The sequence below is a fragment of the Virgibacillus indicus genome (genome assembly GCF_002266285.1).
In the GTDB taxonomy this organism is placed as follows: Bacteria; Bacillota; Bacilli; order Bacillales; family Amphibacillaceae; genus Virgibacillus_K; species Virgibacillus_K indicus.
The window spans coordinates 83,494-98,787 of the sequence record NZ_NPMS01000001.1 but is presented as its reverse complement, the minus strand read 5'-3'; the positions used below and the strand labels follow the sequence as shown (position 1 = coordinate 98,787).

Here is a 15,294-nt window from a genome sequence, read left to right as displayed (position 1 = left end):
GGGAGTGATTACATTGAGTTCAGAATTTGAAAATCTGGATTTACTAGATGTATTAAGTGAACGTCATCTGCAGCTGCGTAATATAATTGAAGAATTATGGAATGACCACAGTGATATGAAACTGTCAAATTCTGAGTGGTTCATTATGGCAAGAACATATAAAAAACAGCCCACCATTGCGTATGTCGCAAAGAATGTAGACATAACCAGGCAGGCAACACACAAATTTATAAAAAAACTCGAAACAAAAGGGTTAGTAGAAATTAGTAACGTGAAAAACAATAAAAAAGTTAAATCCATTCGATTAACTGAATTTGGAGAAAAATGCTATGAAAAAAATCAATCACTGAAGGCAGATCTGGAGAGAAAAATCGCTGAAAAAATCGGTGACGATCAATTACAGTTTTTTAAGGATATTTTGAAATCAGATTGGGGATTATAGCTGGCTGGTGAATTTATACAACAGCTATAGTTCCCGCTTCTCAGCTGTAATAGCCGATTAAGTTGAGAAGGATAACTCCAATAATTGTAACACCCAATCCAGCCAGAAATACGATACCTGTCGATTTAATTCCTTTTGTTTCAAACCAAACAACAAGTGTAATGATTAATGTAGAAATAATCCCGAAAAATATGGAAGCGAAAGGATTGGTTGGCTGAATCCAGTCATACCAGTTTATGAAATCCATAGAATCACTCCATTTCAGTGGAATTGTAAAGGTTAGTTTAAAAAGAAACCTTGTATGGCAACAAAAATATTAAAGAGCCCGACAATAACCAGCAAATACCCGATCGCCTTTTTCCCGGCTTTCAGCTGCTCTCCTCCCATTACTAGCAGCAAGATCCCAAGCAGAGGAATTGTCATAGATGTCACATCTGACTCGGGATTAAATATTCCATATCCTGATAATGCAATAACAATTAGTGCTAAAATAATTTGAATGATGTTCATAAAAGTCCTCCTGCACGTCAGTACCGCGTCTTATAATTGATAATAGTTACGTTCACTTTTCATACGTCTTTAGCAAGTATAAGTTTCATTAATTATTAGTCTGCGAAGTCTCCGTCATCTCTGTATTCCAAAATATCGCCAGGCTGGCAATCCAAAGCTCTGCAGACAGCTTCCAATGTTGAGAATCGAACCGCTTTTGCCTTTCCATTCTTCAAAATGGAGAGGTTAGCCATTGTTATTCCTACCCTTTCAGATAATTCGGTTACACTCATCTTTCGTTTTGCCAGCATCACATCAATGTTGATTATAATAGCCATTATTCTCACCTCAGACCGTTAAATCATTTTCCGATTTAATTTCTATCGCATTTTTCAGCAAATTTTCAAGAACAGCAGCAAAAACTGCAATAACAATGGAAGCAAACGTAATGGTAAAGCCAATCAGTGCAATTCCAGGATGCAATGCATTTAATGCAATGAGAATAATACTGCCCGCCACATATAAACCACTTATTGTATATGCACAATATTTTATACCTTTTATAGCGTTAACAGACTGCTCCGCAAAAGCACTCTTAACCCCAATATAATTTAACAGCTTAAAAGCCTGATACAAAGCAACGAAAAATGGAATAGCCGTTAAATATAAACCAATTAATACAGGAAATTGCAGATATGCAAACTCCGGAGCTATTTCGCCTGCTTCATTAGAGAGCCAGGGTAACCAAAACATGCACAACGCTAGTACCGTAACCCCGATTAGAACAACAGCTATTTTCAATGAGAGAATTGTTAACTGTTTCAAAAAAACACCCCGTTTATTTTTATCGTTTGTTTAATTATATACTTTTATTTATCGATTATCAATAAAATATTATTTATTTTCAATATAATACTTAACAAAAAAAGCGCCACAATGTAATAACCTTTTACACTGTGGCACCTCTAACAAAAATAAGAATTTTATCCTACTCTTCCATCATCGAATTCATTAGCTCTTCCGCTAATACCTTTGCTGACAGGACACCGCCAAATACTGGCGTGTCTCCTGGGATGTGATGGGTGTTGCCTTCTTTCACAAAGCTCAATTCTTCCCACACCGGATTTCCTTTCAGCTGATTTTCAAAAACATTATCGTCATCTTGCACAACATACAGAAATTGCATACCATCCTTTTGGAAATTTTGCAGTGCCTCTATTCCAACTTCGTTAAAGCCATATTGGGCCGTCTGATCTGTTTTATAGGCATTTTCAAAACCAAGTTTCCCCATTACCTGGGACACAATCGAATTTTCGGTATACAATCGCAACACAGGTGAGTTCTGTGTAGAGAAAGCAAGTGTCGCTATGTATTCCGCACCCATCAATCCTGCTTCCTCCACCTTTTGCTTTTGATCGTCATAAAATTGATCCAGCTCATCAAGTTCTTTTTCTGCTTCCTCTTCCTTATCCACAATTTTGGCTACCGTTTTAAATTCATTCATCATCTCATCATAAAGATTTGCCGATCCTTCTTCGCTGTACGGTGCAAAGGTAACAGTTGGGGCAATTCCTTCTAACTGCTCCAATATATCCTCATGCCGGAACTTCGCAGCAATGATCAAATCAGGGTCCAACCGGGAAATCGCCTCCAAATTCGGCTCCGCACGTGTACCAACATCCTGAACACTCTCATCCAGATCCTTATCAATATTGATCCAGTTTTTGTACTCATCAATATTCGGCACACCTGCAGGCTGCATGCCAAGTGCGAGTAAATGCTCTGCAAAGAACCACTCCAGCACAACAATCTTTTTCGGTGTACCCTTAATAGTTTGTTCCCCCATCGCATCTTCTATCGTAACCGTTCTTTCTTCCGCCCCATTTTCATTGGTACCTGAATTGTTCTCCGATTCATTATCACTGCCCCCACAAGCCGCCAGCAATGTAAGCAGGAACAGACTCCCGATAATCATCCATTTCTTCATATGTACCCTCCCTTTCAATTCCCCGTATTGTCAAATTAGCACTTGATAATGAGAATCGTTTTCATTTATAATAAAACTACACTATGCTTTTAATGTCAACTGTCTTATTAAAAAAATTAAAATTACATAGAAAATACAATTAGTTGGAGTGAGCAATTTGATGGATAACGAATGCTTTGACGTAACGATAATCGGAGGCGGTCCTGCTGGATTATTTTCAGCCTTCTATAGTGGTTTACGGGAGATGAAAACTAAAATAATTGAATATCAGCCATATCTTGGCGGTAAAGTTCATGTATATCCGGAGAAAATAATTTGGGATGTTGGCGGCCTGCCTCCTGTCCCGGGCTCTCAGCTAATTGATAATATCGTTAAACAGGGACTTACCTTTGATCCAGAAGTTGTCCTGGAGGAGAAGGTGACTTCCATAGATAAAAATGATAAAGGAATATTTGAAATTCATACTGCTTCAGGCTCGGTGCATTTAAGCAAAACAGTCATCGTTGCTGCAGGTGGCGGGATTTTGAACCCGGTGAAAATTCCACTTGAGGGTGCCCAAGCGTTTGAATTAACAAATCTCCATTATACGGTGAAATCATTGGCTCGATTTCGCGGGAAAACAGTCATCATTTCAGGTGGAGGAAATACTGCCATTGACTGGGCGAATGAACTAGCTCCACTTGCTGAAAAGGTTTATCTGACCTATCGCAAAGATCAGCTGAATGGACATGAAGCGCAAATATCCAAGCTCCTGACCAGCTCTGTAACGTGTCTGGCCAATACCGCTATCACAAAACTGATTGCTGGCGGTAAGCACGATTTAATTAAAAAAGTAGAAGTGACCAATAATCAAACTGGGGAATCAGAAGAGTTGACGATCGATGAGGTTATCGTCAACCATGGCTATGAACGTGATATAGATTTACTGGAAAATAGCCCGCTGGAAATTGAACGAAAAGACAATTACTTTATCCATGGAAATGCAATGAGTGAAGCATCGATTGATGGCCTTTATGCTGCTGGAGATATCCTGCACCACGATGGCAAGCTGCATTTGATTGCAGGTGCATTTCAGGATGCAGCGAATGCAGTGAATCATGCAAAGCAGTTCATCCAGGGAGACGCTGAACAAATTGCCATGGTTTCCTCACATAATGACAGATTTAAAGAAAAAAATAAAAAAATTATTCAGGAAATGATGAAGTAACCCTGTAAGTCGCGCGGCTTGGCTGAGAGTATGCAACTCTGACTGACTGAATGTCGCGCGAGACTGGCTTAAAGTCGTGCGACACCTCAATTAAGTGGTGATATTGCACGACTTTTTCTGGTTATTGCACAACTTTCCCTAGTTATCGCGCGACTTTCTCCGGCTTTCGCACGACTCTTTCTGGCTGTTGCGCGACTTACCACAGCCGTTGCACATCTCACAATTTAGCACCAGTAATTAGCACTTCGGCAGCTGGTTTTACTCAAACATCGACAAATCAATCGATTCCGCCATTTTCTCATACCCTTCATCATTCGGATGCAATTGGTCCCCGGAATCATATTCAGACTGGAAACGTTCCGGGTCTTCCGGATCTCTTAATGCTTCATCAAAGTCGATCACCCCGTCAAATTCTCCACTCGACCGGATCCAGCTGTTAACCTCTTGCCTGGTCCTTTCCCCTTTTGCAGAATACATTCCAGATCCTTTAAAAGGTGTTAATGTTGCACCATAAATTTCAAGCCCCTGTGCATGAGTAGTGTTTATAATCTCCTGCATCCGCACAATAATCTTTTCCGCATCATATTCCGGGTGATGTCTAATATCGTTAAGTCCTGCATGCAGAATAACCCCCTTAATTCCAGATTGACTAAACACATCACGATCAAGCCTTGCCAGTACATGCTCTCCTTTTTCCGGCGGGCTGTTGAGCAATTGATTTGCAGTAATTCCTGCATTTAGAACAGACATGTTTATATTAGATCCCGCATGATTAAACCGTTTTGCTAGAAAATCAGGCCAGCGATGATTCGCATTTAATGTTGAATAGTTCCCATTTGCAATCGAGCTTCCCACTACTGCAATAGCTCCCTTCACGGATGAATCAGGAATAACATCCACTCCGTCCAGCCAAAACCATGCTTCTTCTTCCGTATCAAATTCTGAAGCATTATTGTCCCGAGCATGATCGCCTGAACTGATATAGCTTGTTTGAATTGACCGCGGATGCCAGGATGCTGGTCCGGATTTTTCACGGACATATATGCTGACTGCTATCTCCTCATCACTGTCAACCGCAAAGTCAATCGGATCACTAAATACTTTTTCGCCAGAAGGAATGGTTACTTTCTTATCGGCTTCAAAGGTAAGCTGTTTGTTCGTGCCCTGGACAGTTTCAGCTCCATCTTTTGAAACCGCAATATGAACTTCATTTATGGTCAGTGGTTCTGAACCAAATACATTTGACAATCGAATTCGCATCGCTTGTCCATCTATATGGGGTTGTATGATGAATCTTAGCGTTTGATCTTCAAATCCCTCCGCAGAAACGCCATCTTCAAAAGGGGCCTGCAGACTTGCGGTCCATGCTCCCACCCATTTTTCGCCACTAGATTTTACGATATCTGATTCGGTTACACCTGGCTTTTCCTTATTAATAGCTATCCATTCCCGTAGACCATACATACTTATGGAAATAATAATAATCACCGAAATAACTATATATATAAAACGCTTCATGAGATTCTCGCCTTTCATGCTGTTGTTAATTGCTGTCAATATAATATATCATTTCGGAAATTTAAATGAAAATGATGGTGGGAACCTTTAAAGAGCTGGTTTTCTTTTCGAATACCAGCTCTTTAAATTCTTCAACAACAACTATATTATACGTTTCTTCACAATCAAAAATCATGTTTCTATTATGGCCGCTTTTCCCAAGGCTCAATTTGGCCAATGATATGTACGCTATCTTTCTTTATTATCGCTTCGATAACACCATCGGAAATCTCCTTATTTGTTAACCACCTGGAGTTGCTTTCTTCATCAACATAGCCTAGCTGAATTTGATAATAAGAATAACTCGGAGCTGCATGAACTTCTTTCTTAATTTCCCCTAATTCGGAGCTGCTTCCTAAGATATGAAATAATTCCCATTCCGTGCTCTGATATGAAACCTCTTTTGTTATTAGTTGAAGCGCACGTTCTGAATTAGAGTGAATCCATGCTATAACCATATCAATATTTCCAAGCTGATTCATGGCTATATTTACTTTCTCTTTTAATTCAGTATCATTTCTATAATCCACGAGTATTGGGGTTATATGCTCTCTAAAACTTGATCTTTCTACAAGGCTTTCCATTCGTTCAGCATTCCTGGCAATGATCGATACATGAAAGCCACTTTCCAATAGCCAGAGTGATACCCCTGACAGCATCCCTGTTCCACCAACAACTAAAGCGTGCTTCATATGCCATTCTTCCTTTTCTTCTCACGAACGGATAGAATAGGGGACGCTGCACCATATTTATCACGAAAGTTTTTCCTTGCTTCTGCTGGTGTTCTGGCGATAACGCAGCTGATTTGCTCTCCCTCGTCTGCTTCGATTTTAACGAGAAAGCATTTTGCTCCACATCTCATTTGAATACCACCTTATTATATCGTCAGACGCAAATTAACGTCTGAATATTCAGAAATATCGAGAACGTCCTCATGCTTCCTGCTTAACCTTTTCCATTTCTTCTTTACTGAGCCCAGTAACCTCTTTAATTAATTCCTCTGGCAGGCCTTTACTTAACATAGCATGAGCAATGTTCCTTTTTTCCTCTAACTTACCTTCTTCTCTTCCTTCTTCCTTTCCTTTTTCTTCCCATGAAATTGGCAGCTCAAAGATTTTCTCTGCCTCATCCAACTGTTTAATATTTTCCATCAGCTGTTCCTCCTCCCTTTTCTCCAATGTTAAGTACTGCTCAAAAAAACCATAAATCAGTCTCGTTTTTGCTGGATTTAATTCCATTCTGGTCATCATACGCAGAAATTCTAATCTTACCTGTACCCTTTCTTTCATGCTGAAATTCATTTTACTTAATAATGCCGCAGCAACCGGGTTGTTTGAATCGATGTATTCCCGGCAATTCATTTTTCTCACTTCCAGCTTTAAAAAATTAAACGTTAAAACTTTAAAAAATGGAAATTTTATTGTAAATTCATCCTGCTCATTCTTATTTTCATCATAACTGAAAACTGCAATTGGCAAAATGGGCTTTCGATACCTATTATACAAAAGACTGAAATAATGATACATACGCTCATTGAATTCTGGTTGTGTATAACTCTGTGGTTCTACATGAATAATTAATACAGTATCTTCCCCTTTTAACTTTGTTTCAAGAACAATGTCTGCTCTTCGGCTCTCGCCATCGATCAAGTCTGTGAATACTTCTTCAGATAATGGTTTAATTGCGGTATAGTCTATATGGTGATGTACTTCCGGAAAGAAAGCTTCAAGAAATTCCGCAAAAAAATTGATCGTGGTGTGTATACTCGGAGGATTTTTCTTTTACTAACGTGGACAGTGACATGTGAACACATCCTTTATGGGGTATTGGAGGACTTACGGAGGAGTTTCTCTATTTATAATATATCAAGATAATATAATACAGACAATCTTTATCACATAGGATCCGGGAGAGGCATGGGATCCACGCTTCACGCCTCTATCATCCCTTCAAGTGTTTTCGGCAGTTTCGCATTTCCACTAAGCCATTCACCAAATCGAAGTACATATGGCTTACAATCTCCACCAATGCCTATAATCACACTTAAATCGTCCGGACAATAAACAACCGTATGCAATGTACCAAAATACTCTTTATAGTATTTGAAAAACAATGGAGAACTCTCATCATTAAAGATTTCATATGCAGTAATTGGTGTTACATTTTCATTCTCTAATGATTGCAAATACCTTTTACGATGCAATGATCCATCGATATACTCTCTGTTTTTATTCGTTAAACTCTCAGACTCAAAGTGGTTCGTGCAGACAAGCGGAGACATGTATCGAACTATCTGCTCTTCAGGAGAAGCCTCAACTTTTGCCATGTTCCCACTTTTATCCATAATGGAAAAATTAAAGCAATACTGGTGTGGCACCTGTTTAATGAGTGCTATTGCTTCTTCTGTTGTGGCACATTGATCCAGAATAAGCCGGCAAATGGCAGTTGCCAGAAAGCCCTTTTGTGATATGTTTTCATTCACCAAATGCAACCCCACCACAACTCCCTGCTCATTCATACCGTCAAGCCTGCCGATAATCTGCTGACTAAATCCAATGCTTGCATATCCATGATCTGGCTTTGAAACTACCAGTCTTGCATCATACAAATCATCACTGAAGTCATAATTTCGCGCATAGAAAGCAGCATTAGCCAGTGTTGTGCAGCCCATTGCAGGCATTGCGATATCATATCCGCTCCACCGTTGAATTGATGTATTTTCCTTAACCCCAAGCCCTGCTGCTAACCCTTTTAACTCCATCAATAGACTTGGCGAAACCTCTTCCAAATGCTGGCTTGCTTCTTTCACATCTGAATGTGTTTTTAATTCAACTCTTTCTATAAAATTTGGGTCTGACTTTAGAATAGAACCTTGCTTAACCCCTATCCCATAGGGACTGCCAATTAACTCAATCACTTCTGCCTGCAGCCTTTTTCTTATACTCATTGTTTTCCCCCATTTGTATGACCGGTATTACGATATCTGCTGCATCTATCTGATCACCACGATACCATTCAAGAATCGAACCAGCAGGAGTAAAATCATGCTCCATGCAGTACTGAACCAATTTGCGGTATGCAGCCTCAATCGTTGAAAAATTATCCTGAAAAGCAAGACCGATACATAGACCTTCCTTCATTTCCTCTGAAATTGCCTCAGGTATACGAGAATTCACCCGACTCGGCACACCAAAGCCAATTTCTGCCTGAATTAATTTTCTATTCCCTGATAAATATCTTAAATACGTATTCTCAACTGGAATATTGCACTGTCTAAGCTGCTCGCGCCTAAACATTAATGCAGGGCTAAACTTTCCAGGAGGGGATTGGGCTTGAAACCAAATTACTTTTTCTGCATTTCGCTTGAATATATAAATATCTTTTTCGGCCAAATCGCTTTCTAAATAGCGGAGGCTCATTTCCAGCTGTTTCTGATTTTCTTTTATCGTTTTGATCCATTCCTGCTTCATTTGTTTCTGTGTATTCTCATCTGCTTTTACATAAAGCTGAATATCCCTGATCGCTACATTAGCTGTACGCAAACTCGCAATCAGCCTGGCAAGCGGGACTTGTTCCTCTGAATACATACGATAATTGCTTTCATTATTTCGTATGGGCATCAAAAGCTTTTTCGCTTCATAAAAGCGCAGTGTACTTTTGGGTATTCCGCTCATCGTCGAAAACGCTTGAATCGTCATAAAGCTGCTCATTTCACCACACCCTTGTAACTCAACATAAACCTTAAAGCAACTTGAATGTCAAGTACCTTTCGGAAAATTTGTTTGCTGCACATGCAGCCTTATTGGAATAATGATTCTTTTTCTCTCTAATGCTCCAAACGAGCTTTTAAGAAGGAGGTATAGAATGGGGAAATAGGATCGAACAAAAAGGATTAACCTATTCGTTAATCCTTTTTGTTATGATCAATTTTTCCGGTTATATAATATTTTCAATCTCTTTTAAAAGTTCATAAGCGCCTTCTGATTCATTGGAACAGACTACGATTGTCGTTTTCGTGTCAGGATAATATACTGCACGAAAGTTTACACCTGGATCATATCCCATCTGAATAAACTTAACTACCCTTTCATCATCGTCCAATTCCATATAACCGCAATAGCCATAATATATATCGTCCTCAGCTGCAACTGCTTCACGCGGTTTCAATAATGTTTGGGTCATCTCTTTGGACAGCAGCTGGTGGTTCGTTAATGCCTCCCAGAATCTGAACATGTCTTCAGCTGTGACATACGCTCCCCCATCTGGTCCGCCTTTTGCTGGCAATGAATAAATATTTGTTTTCCAATTCCCCTCCGAATCATCAATATAGCCCAGCGCAGTCATTTCTGGCAAACGATCTATTTCGAAGTATCCGGAATTCCTCATGCCAGCTTTATGAAAAATTTGTTCCTCCACGAATTCGGAAAAACTGCATTTAGCCACTTGTTCAACAATTAGACCCAGCAATATATAACCAGTGTTGTTGTACTGAAACGAACTGCTGATAGGTGCTTGCATCCTTTCATACTGAAACATGGGCAAGAAATCTTTTGGAGAACGAATCTGATATACTGGTCGCGATTTCCACAGCAATTCGAAATCATCCATTATTTCTTCATTAAAATAATCATGCACACCTGACGTATGTGTCAGTAAGTGGTGGATGGTGATATTCTTGTCAAAATACGGAAAATCTATATCAAGGCAATCCTTTAACCTTGATTTAAATGAAATTTTTCCAGCCTCAACCAGTATACATATAGCAACTGATGTGAATATTTTACAGCCAGAAGCGATCGCAAATCTCGTATTCAACTGATTATCAATTTTTTCCGAACGGTTGGCAAATCCACTGCTTCCTTCCAGGATTTCATTGCCTTTTGCAGCGTAAAAAGTGCCAGAAAAACGGAGTTCCTCCTGTTTTTCTCCTAAATAGTTCAATTTGTTTTCTTCATTCATTATAATTCCTCCTGAATTCCTCTTTATTTTTTCTGCATTTTTTTAAAGGAATTCAGTTAATTTGTTCACACCATATAACGAATCACATGATCTCCTCCTTCTTAGCTGAATCTTAGTTAAATTGTATATAATTATTTAATAATTTGCAATTCAAATTTTTAGTCATTTAAGCTGCTGCCAAACCCCTGGTGAGCCGGATCGATCATGAACTTCTGTTTCCTTTCCTCTTTTTAAAAAAATTGGCTTATCGAGATTTGATAAGCCAATTCCTGAAAATATGATGCTATTTTGATAATGCGATTTTTATATGTTCCAAGTGATGCTCTTCATGCCAAGCTAATTTTGCTACTTTTGTTGCAACTGTTATTTTACCGTTTATCTGGTGAGTAAAGATGCGATCTAGTTGCTCCTCAGTTAAACGATGACCCAAAGATACAATGCGCTCATTTATGCCTTCCAGCATTTTAATAGAACTTTCTACAGGAAGCTTTGTATCAGGTTGAACAGCCCACTTTTCTTGATCAAAAGCTGGTACTATTGGATTCTCATCTGTTAAAGCCAGTTTCAAACGTTGATACATGTTCAACTGGGAATCTGCGATGTGATGAACAAGCCCGCGAACTGTCCAGCTGCCATCACGATAAGTTTTGCTTAATTCCTCATCACTTAATGTGTCGACAGTTTCTCTTAAGCGAATTGTGTAAGTTTCGATTTGCTTTAACCATTCTTGAATATTTTCAAGTGTTACCTTTTCGGGTACTTGCAATTCGCCAATTGGGTATCTTACATCCATTCTCCATCCTCCTTTTTCCTATTACATTATATTTCGGTATTAACCTACAATATACCTAATCTACTTATCTCTTGTAAACTAATTGGCGTAGTCCGGAACCTGCTTGGACAATTCCTATTTAATTATCACTTCTTATTAGTTGAAGCAGTTTATAATTTCAGAGTTACTTTTCAAGACGATTAGCTTGCTATCATAGGGGTTTAACATATCAAAAATTTCTGGCTTGCTTCTATATTCAAAAACAGTATTGTACTTATATAGATCCTTTAAAATTTTAAAAGTTGGTTTATAATTTGCTTTTTCCAGACCTATTTTCTGCATAAAAAACCTCTTAATTATTCGAAGTCGCCTTGTTGACATTCTAGTATCTAAAAATAAAATAACGTCAGCATTTTGAAAGCACGGAGAAACCCATTTATGATGAACTCCTTCAGTAATCCAGTTATTAGAGTTAATGATTTTATTTAAATATTCATCTCGTTTTTCATCAGTCCGTCTAATATCTCCAGTTTTAAACCTTTCCCAAACAACATTATCTAATTCATAACAGGGAATGTGTAACTGAGCAGAAAGCATCTTGGCCAAGGTTGTTTTTCCACTTCCAACCGAACCTATAATATGTATTCTTTTAGGAATCGCCCTTTCCATATAACCACCCCTTTGCTCAATAAGGAAAGGTTCTGCTTAACAGTTGAATTTTCACCTTTTTCACCAGTTTGTTTAATTAAGTGCTGGAAGAGGGAGACTTCTTTCGAAAAGCTGTTAAATACTCATTGCCTTATAAAAATAATAGTTGCACCAAGTTTTAAAGGTGCAACTATGTTTTCTCAATAACAAAATGTTTTTTTTATTAATCCATCTAACTCAACTTTGCGAACGCTACTAAAGAACCCTTATCGCAAGATTGGAAACCATTCTTTTCATAAAAATGTCTTACATCAGGTGCTTCTTCGGTTAATAAAACTTTTTTGGCGAACATTTTTGTATTTTTTCAGAACCTGTTCCATCAGTTGAGTAGCAATTCCTTGATTTTGATAAGCATTTAACACAAGAATATCTTGAATATAGATTATTGTTAAGCCATCACCAATAATACGAATTAACCCAACTAATTCTTCACCATTCCAAGCAGAAATAACTTCTAATGACTGTTCTATTGCGTGTTGAAGAACCTTTAAATCTTGTGTATAAGCATACCATTCTACATCATTATACAATCTTTCTAATTGCTCTTTATTTATATTTTTACTATTAATAAAATTTATCGTCATTCATTTTCCCTCCTCAAAATATATCATTTCGAAGAGTTGTTCCATAATTTCTCCACTTTCTTATGCCTCCTTTCGATCTATTGCCGTATATTGTTGTATATTACTATTTCGACATTAATCATCATATTCCTGCTTACTGCCAAAGAATTATCTTATTGATACGACCATTAGCATAATCCAGTTAAAATCGAAGGTACTCCCTTCAATCGATCAATTGGTCAATTCCCCTTTCCCCAAATCCACAAACCGCCCATACTCCTTCTGAAACGCCAGCTCCACCGTACCAGTCGGGCCATTTCGCTGTTTTGAAATAATCACTTCGATTTTACTTTGTTTCTCCGTACTGGACTGATAATAATCCTCCCGGTACAGAAAGAAAATAACATCCGCATCCTGTTCGATATTGCCGGACTCCCTTAGATCAGACATAAGCGGCCGTTTATTCTGACGCGATTCCACACCGCGTGAAAGCTGGGAAAGCAAGACAATCGGAATATTTAATTCAATCGCAAGCAGCTTTAACTCACGCGTTATTTCCCCAATCTCCAAATCACGACGCTCGCGTCTACTCGCCGTAATCAGCTGTAAATAGTCAATGATGACAAGATGATTTCCATCCGGGTTGTCAAAAATTTTCTTCCGAATGGCTGAACGAATGTCGAAAACTGTACGTTTGTTGTCATGAATCCACAGCTTCCATTCAGAAATTTCGCCAATTGCCATCATTGCCCGTTTAAGGTCATCAACCACAAAAGACATATTTCGCCATTTTTGCCCATTAAGCCGTCCCTTTGCCGAAATCATGCGCTTCAGTAAGGATTTTGTTCCCATCTCCAAACTGAAAATCGACGAGGCTCCCCCATTTTTGCAATGTGCAGCGGCTAAATTGAGTGCAAAGGCAGTCTTCCCAACAGATGGTCTTGCAGCGACAATTAACAGATCCCCACGCTGCAAACCGCCAGTCATTTCATCCAGATGTTCAAACGAGGTCATACAGTTTGCTTGTTCCTCAGGGGGACTGCTCATTTCATTCGTGATCTCAACCAAATAATCAAATGTCTCCTTTTCCTGTGTGACTGCACCTGCGTCGCGGTAGTTCTGCAAGCTGGAAATCAGCTCAGCCAAATCCGCTTCACTTGGATTATCACTATATCTGATCGCAGCTTCCCTGGTTTTTCTCATGCGATATGCATCAAAGATCAGCTGTTCATGTTGTTCGATATTTGCTGTACTGGCCACGGCTTCAGCCAGGTTCAGCAAATATCCGGTTCCCCCAATCTGATGGATGGCATCTCCCAGATTTGTTGTAACAACTACCAGATCGATAAATGCATCACGCTCATCTGCCTGCTTCATTGCCCGAAGGATTAATCGGTGCCGGGAATCATAAAAATGATCTTCCTCGACTGTCAGCTGTCGGATAAGCGTTCCATCAACCAGGACTGCCCCAAGCACTGCTGCTTCTGCCTCGTAATTCTCAAGTCTCATGACAGGACTTTTCCTCAATTAGTTTCAGCAAAGCTTCTCTGAACCGCTCCTTAATCTCCACGGGCACCTTTGCAGCTTCTCTTTCCCACATTTTCATCTCCTCCAGGTGGGGATTTTCTGCTGAAGGGAACACAGCAATTTCCGCAATCGTTGGGGGAAAACGACTTTCAGCAATATAAGCATCCAGCTTCTTCATTACTCCTTCAAAGTCCATCTTTTCCAGCTGCGGCATCAGGATATCTCCCTTTTTCTTTGTAAGATTAAATGTTGGATAAACCCCGTCAATCATGTCCAGAACATTAAGTGCCTCTTCTTTTGTCATAATAACCCATGCTCCCTTCTCATTTCGTCAATCACACGGCTATCTCTCTCACCAGTTCGTTTGGCAAATGGAATAGTATTCTTTCTGTTTGCAGCCTTTTGCTTTTCATATGCCAGCACCTGGTCCAGCGATCCCAGCTTGGCATTTGCCCATTCATTTAAAATTTGCTCAATGTATCCAAACGTATATCCGCCTTTTTTGATTGTAAGCCGCATCCCCTCAATCACAACATCATCTCCAAGTTCACGGCACCAGCCGATTAATGAATCTTTTACAATTGGACGCAGTATCCCAAAGTTTTCTCTGTAGATTTTAAAAGGATTTTCACTCGCATGCGTGCTGCTGCTTTTTTGTTTGGGTTTTTGTTTATATTTAAGTATGTTCCCGGTATCGGTCCCTGATGGATTCCTGAATTGATCCTCATATTGATCTCCGGATTGGTTTTCAAATTGGTTTCCTGATTGGTATATTGATTGGTTCATTATATTTGCAACGGAGACCATTTCATAAACAGGTGCTTTAACTTTCGTGCCCCTATGGTAAATAATCAGTCCATTATCCAGAAGCTGTGAGCGTGCTTTGGAGAGACTGCTTTTGGATAACCCTGTCAGTTGGAATACAAGTGAATTAGTTGCATTAAATTCCTTCTTCCATCCGGCCATATTGTTTATGGACATTAATACATGCCACAATAGAGTCGCTCCACTGGATAGTTTGTTTAACATCAGCCAATTTCTGAACGCATTCAATTCCTTTATATAATTCATTTAATAAACAAC

20 protein-coding genes are annotated in these 15,294 nt (G+C 39.1%); 2 read left to right on the top strand and 18 right to left on the bottom strand.

Translation table 11 applies throughout. The annotated features are described in order from the left end of the window. Window positions 1-13 precede the first annotated feature (13 nt). A complete protein-coding gene (locus tag CIL03_RS00510) occupies window positions 14-442 on the top strand; it encodes a MarR family winged helix-turn-helix transcriptional regulator (protein ID WP_094883258.1) in 429 nt (142 codons plus the stop codon). A 40-nt stretch (window positions 443-482) separates the two neighbouring features. Here CIL03_RS00510 and CIL03_RS00505 read toward each other — a convergent pair whose 3' ends face one another. The 5 genes from CIL03_RS00505 to CIL03_RS00485 all read right to left on the bottom strand — a co-directional run bounded on the left by CIL03_RS00505 (window position 483) and on the right by CIL03_RS00485 (window position 2,918). Then, window positions 483-689 (bottom strand): hypothetical protein, encoded by a 207-nt coding sequence (locus tag CIL03_RS00505; RefSeq protein ID WP_094883257.1) that lies wholly within the window; start codon window positions 687-689, stop codon window positions 483-485. A 32-nt stretch (window positions 690-721) separates the two neighbouring features. Continuing rightward, entirely contained in the window at window positions 722-952 is a 231-nt protein-coding gene (locus CIL03_RS00500) for a DUF3953 domain-containing protein (RefSeq protein WP_094883256.1), read from the bottom strand. Between the two features lie 95 nt (window positions 953-1,047). Next, window positions 1,048-1,269, bottom strand: coding sequence for a helix-turn-helix domain-containing protein (locus tag CIL03_RS00495; protein WP_094883255.1), 222 nt, complete (start codon window positions 1,267-1,269; stop codon window positions 1,048-1,050). Window positions 1,270-1,279: 10 nt separating this feature from the next. Beyond that, complete coding sequence (locus CIL03_RS00490; RefSeq protein ID WP_094883254.1) at window positions 1,280-1,756, bottom strand: DUF2975 domain-containing protein; 477 nt, start codon at window positions 1,754-1,756, stop codon at window positions 1,280-1,282. 163 nt (window positions 1,757-1,919) lie between these two features. Next, window positions 1,920-2,918, bottom strand: a complete 999-nt coding sequence (locus CIL03_RS00485) for an ABC transporter substrate-binding protein (RefSeq protein ID WP_094883253.1) — start codon at window positions 2,916-2,918, stop codon at window positions 1,920-1,922. A 160-nt stretch (window positions 2,919-3,078) separates the two neighbouring features. Here CIL03_RS00485 and CIL03_RS00480 point away from each other — a divergent pair, with 160 nt between their 5' ends. Further along, window positions 3,079-4,125 (top strand): NAD(P)/FAD-dependent oxidoreductase, encoded by a 1,047-nt coding sequence (locus CIL03_RS00480; protein WP_094883252.1) that lies wholly within the window; start codon window positions 3,079-3,081, stop codon window positions 4,123-4,125. Window positions 4,126-4,383: 258 nt separating this feature from the next. Here CIL03_RS00480 and CIL03_RS00475 read toward each other — a convergent pair whose 3' ends face one another. The 13 genes from CIL03_RS00475 to CIL03_RS00420 all read right to left on the bottom strand — a co-directional run bounded on the left by CIL03_RS00475 (window position 4,384) and on the right by CIL03_RS00420 (window position 15,282). After that, complete coding sequence (locus CIL03_RS00475; protein ID WP_094883251.1) at window positions 4,384-5,643, bottom strand: SGNH/GDSL hydrolase family protein; 1,260 nt, start codon at window positions 5,641-5,643, stop codon at window positions 4,384-4,386. 182 nt (window positions 5,644-5,825) lie between these two features. After that, window positions 5,826-6,374, bottom strand: coding sequence for a short-chain dehydrogenase (locus CIL03_RS00470; protein ID WP_094883250.1), 549 nt, complete (start codon window positions 6,372-6,374; stop codon window positions 5,826-5,828). Next, window positions 6,371-6,544 carry a hypothetical protein gene (locus CIL03_RS19710; protein WP_165767872.1) on the bottom strand — a complete coding sequence of 58 codons (174 nt, stop codon included), beginning with the start codon at window positions 6,542-6,544 and terminating at the stop codon, window positions 6,371-6,373. Before CIL03_RS19710 ends, CIL03_RS00470 begins: the two co-directional genes overlap by 4 nt. Before the next feature lie 70 nt (window positions 6,545-6,614). Next, complete coding sequence (locus tag CIL03_RS00465) at window positions 6,615-7,331, bottom strand: RpnC/YadD family protein (protein ID WP_240507972.1); 717 nt, start codon at window positions 7,329-7,331, stop codon at window positions 6,615-6,617. A 281-nt stretch (window positions 7,332-7,612) separates the two neighbouring features. Continuing rightward, complete coding sequence (locus CIL03_RS00460) at window positions 7,613-8,629, bottom strand: C45 family autoproteolytic acyltransferase/hydrolase (protein WP_094883249.1); 1,017 nt, start codon at window positions 8,627-8,629, stop codon at window positions 7,613-7,615. Beyond that, window positions 8,592-9,392, bottom strand: coding sequence for a MerR family transcriptional regulator (locus tag CIL03_RS00455; RefSeq protein ID WP_094883248.1), 801 nt, complete (start codon window positions 9,390-9,392; stop codon window positions 8,592-8,594). The genes CIL03_RS00460 and CIL03_RS00455 overlap by 38 nt, the downstream gene beginning before the upstream one ends. 226 nt (window positions 9,393-9,618) lie before the next feature. After that, on the bottom strand, window positions 9,619-10,641 hold the full coding sequence (locus CIL03_RS00450) for a serine hydrolase domain-containing protein (protein ID WP_094883247.1): 1,023 nt from the start codon (window positions 10,639-10,641) through the stop codon (window positions 9,619-9,621). 283 nt (window positions 10,642-10,924) lie between these two features. Continuing rightward, a complete protein-coding gene (locus CIL03_RS00445) occupies window positions 10,925-11,434 on the bottom strand; it encodes a YfiT family bacillithiol transferase (RefSeq protein ID WP_094883246.1) in 510 nt (169 codons plus the stop codon). Window positions 11,435-11,569: 135 nt separating this feature from the next. Continuing rightward, window positions 11,570-12,082 carry an AAA family ATPase gene (locus CIL03_RS00440; RefSeq protein WP_094883245.1) on the bottom strand — a complete coding sequence of 171 codons (513 nt, stop codon included), beginning with the start codon at window positions 12,080-12,082 and terminating at the stop codon, window positions 11,570-11,572. A 290-nt stretch (window positions 12,083-12,372) separates the two neighbouring features. Beyond that, a complete protein-coding gene (locus CIL03_RS00435; protein WP_240507971.1) occupies window positions 12,373-12,705 on the bottom strand; it encodes a GNAT family N-acetyltransferase in 333 nt (110 codons plus the stop codon). A gap of 210 nt (window positions 12,706-12,915) precedes the next feature. Beyond that, on the bottom strand, window positions 12,916-14,193 hold the full coding sequence (dnaB, locus tag CIL03_RS00430) for a replicative DNA helicase (RefSeq protein WP_094883244.1): 1,278 nt from the start codon (window positions 14,191-14,193) through the stop codon (window positions 12,916-12,918). Beyond that, window positions 14,183-14,515 (bottom strand): replicative helicase loader/inhibitor, encoded by a 333-nt coding sequence (locus CIL03_RS00425; protein ID WP_094883243.1) that lies wholly within the window; start codon window positions 14,513-14,515, stop codon window positions 14,183-14,185. Before CIL03_RS00425 ends, dnaB begins: the two co-directional genes overlap by 11 nt. After that, window positions 14,512-15,282 (bottom strand): DnaD domain-containing protein, encoded by a 771-nt coding sequence (locus CIL03_RS00420; RefSeq protein WP_094883242.1) that lies wholly within the window; start codon window positions 15,280-15,282, stop codon window positions 14,512-14,514. The genes CIL03_RS00425 and CIL03_RS00420 overlap by 4 nt, the downstream gene beginning before the upstream one ends. Window positions 15,283-15,294: the final 12 nt, after the last annotated feature.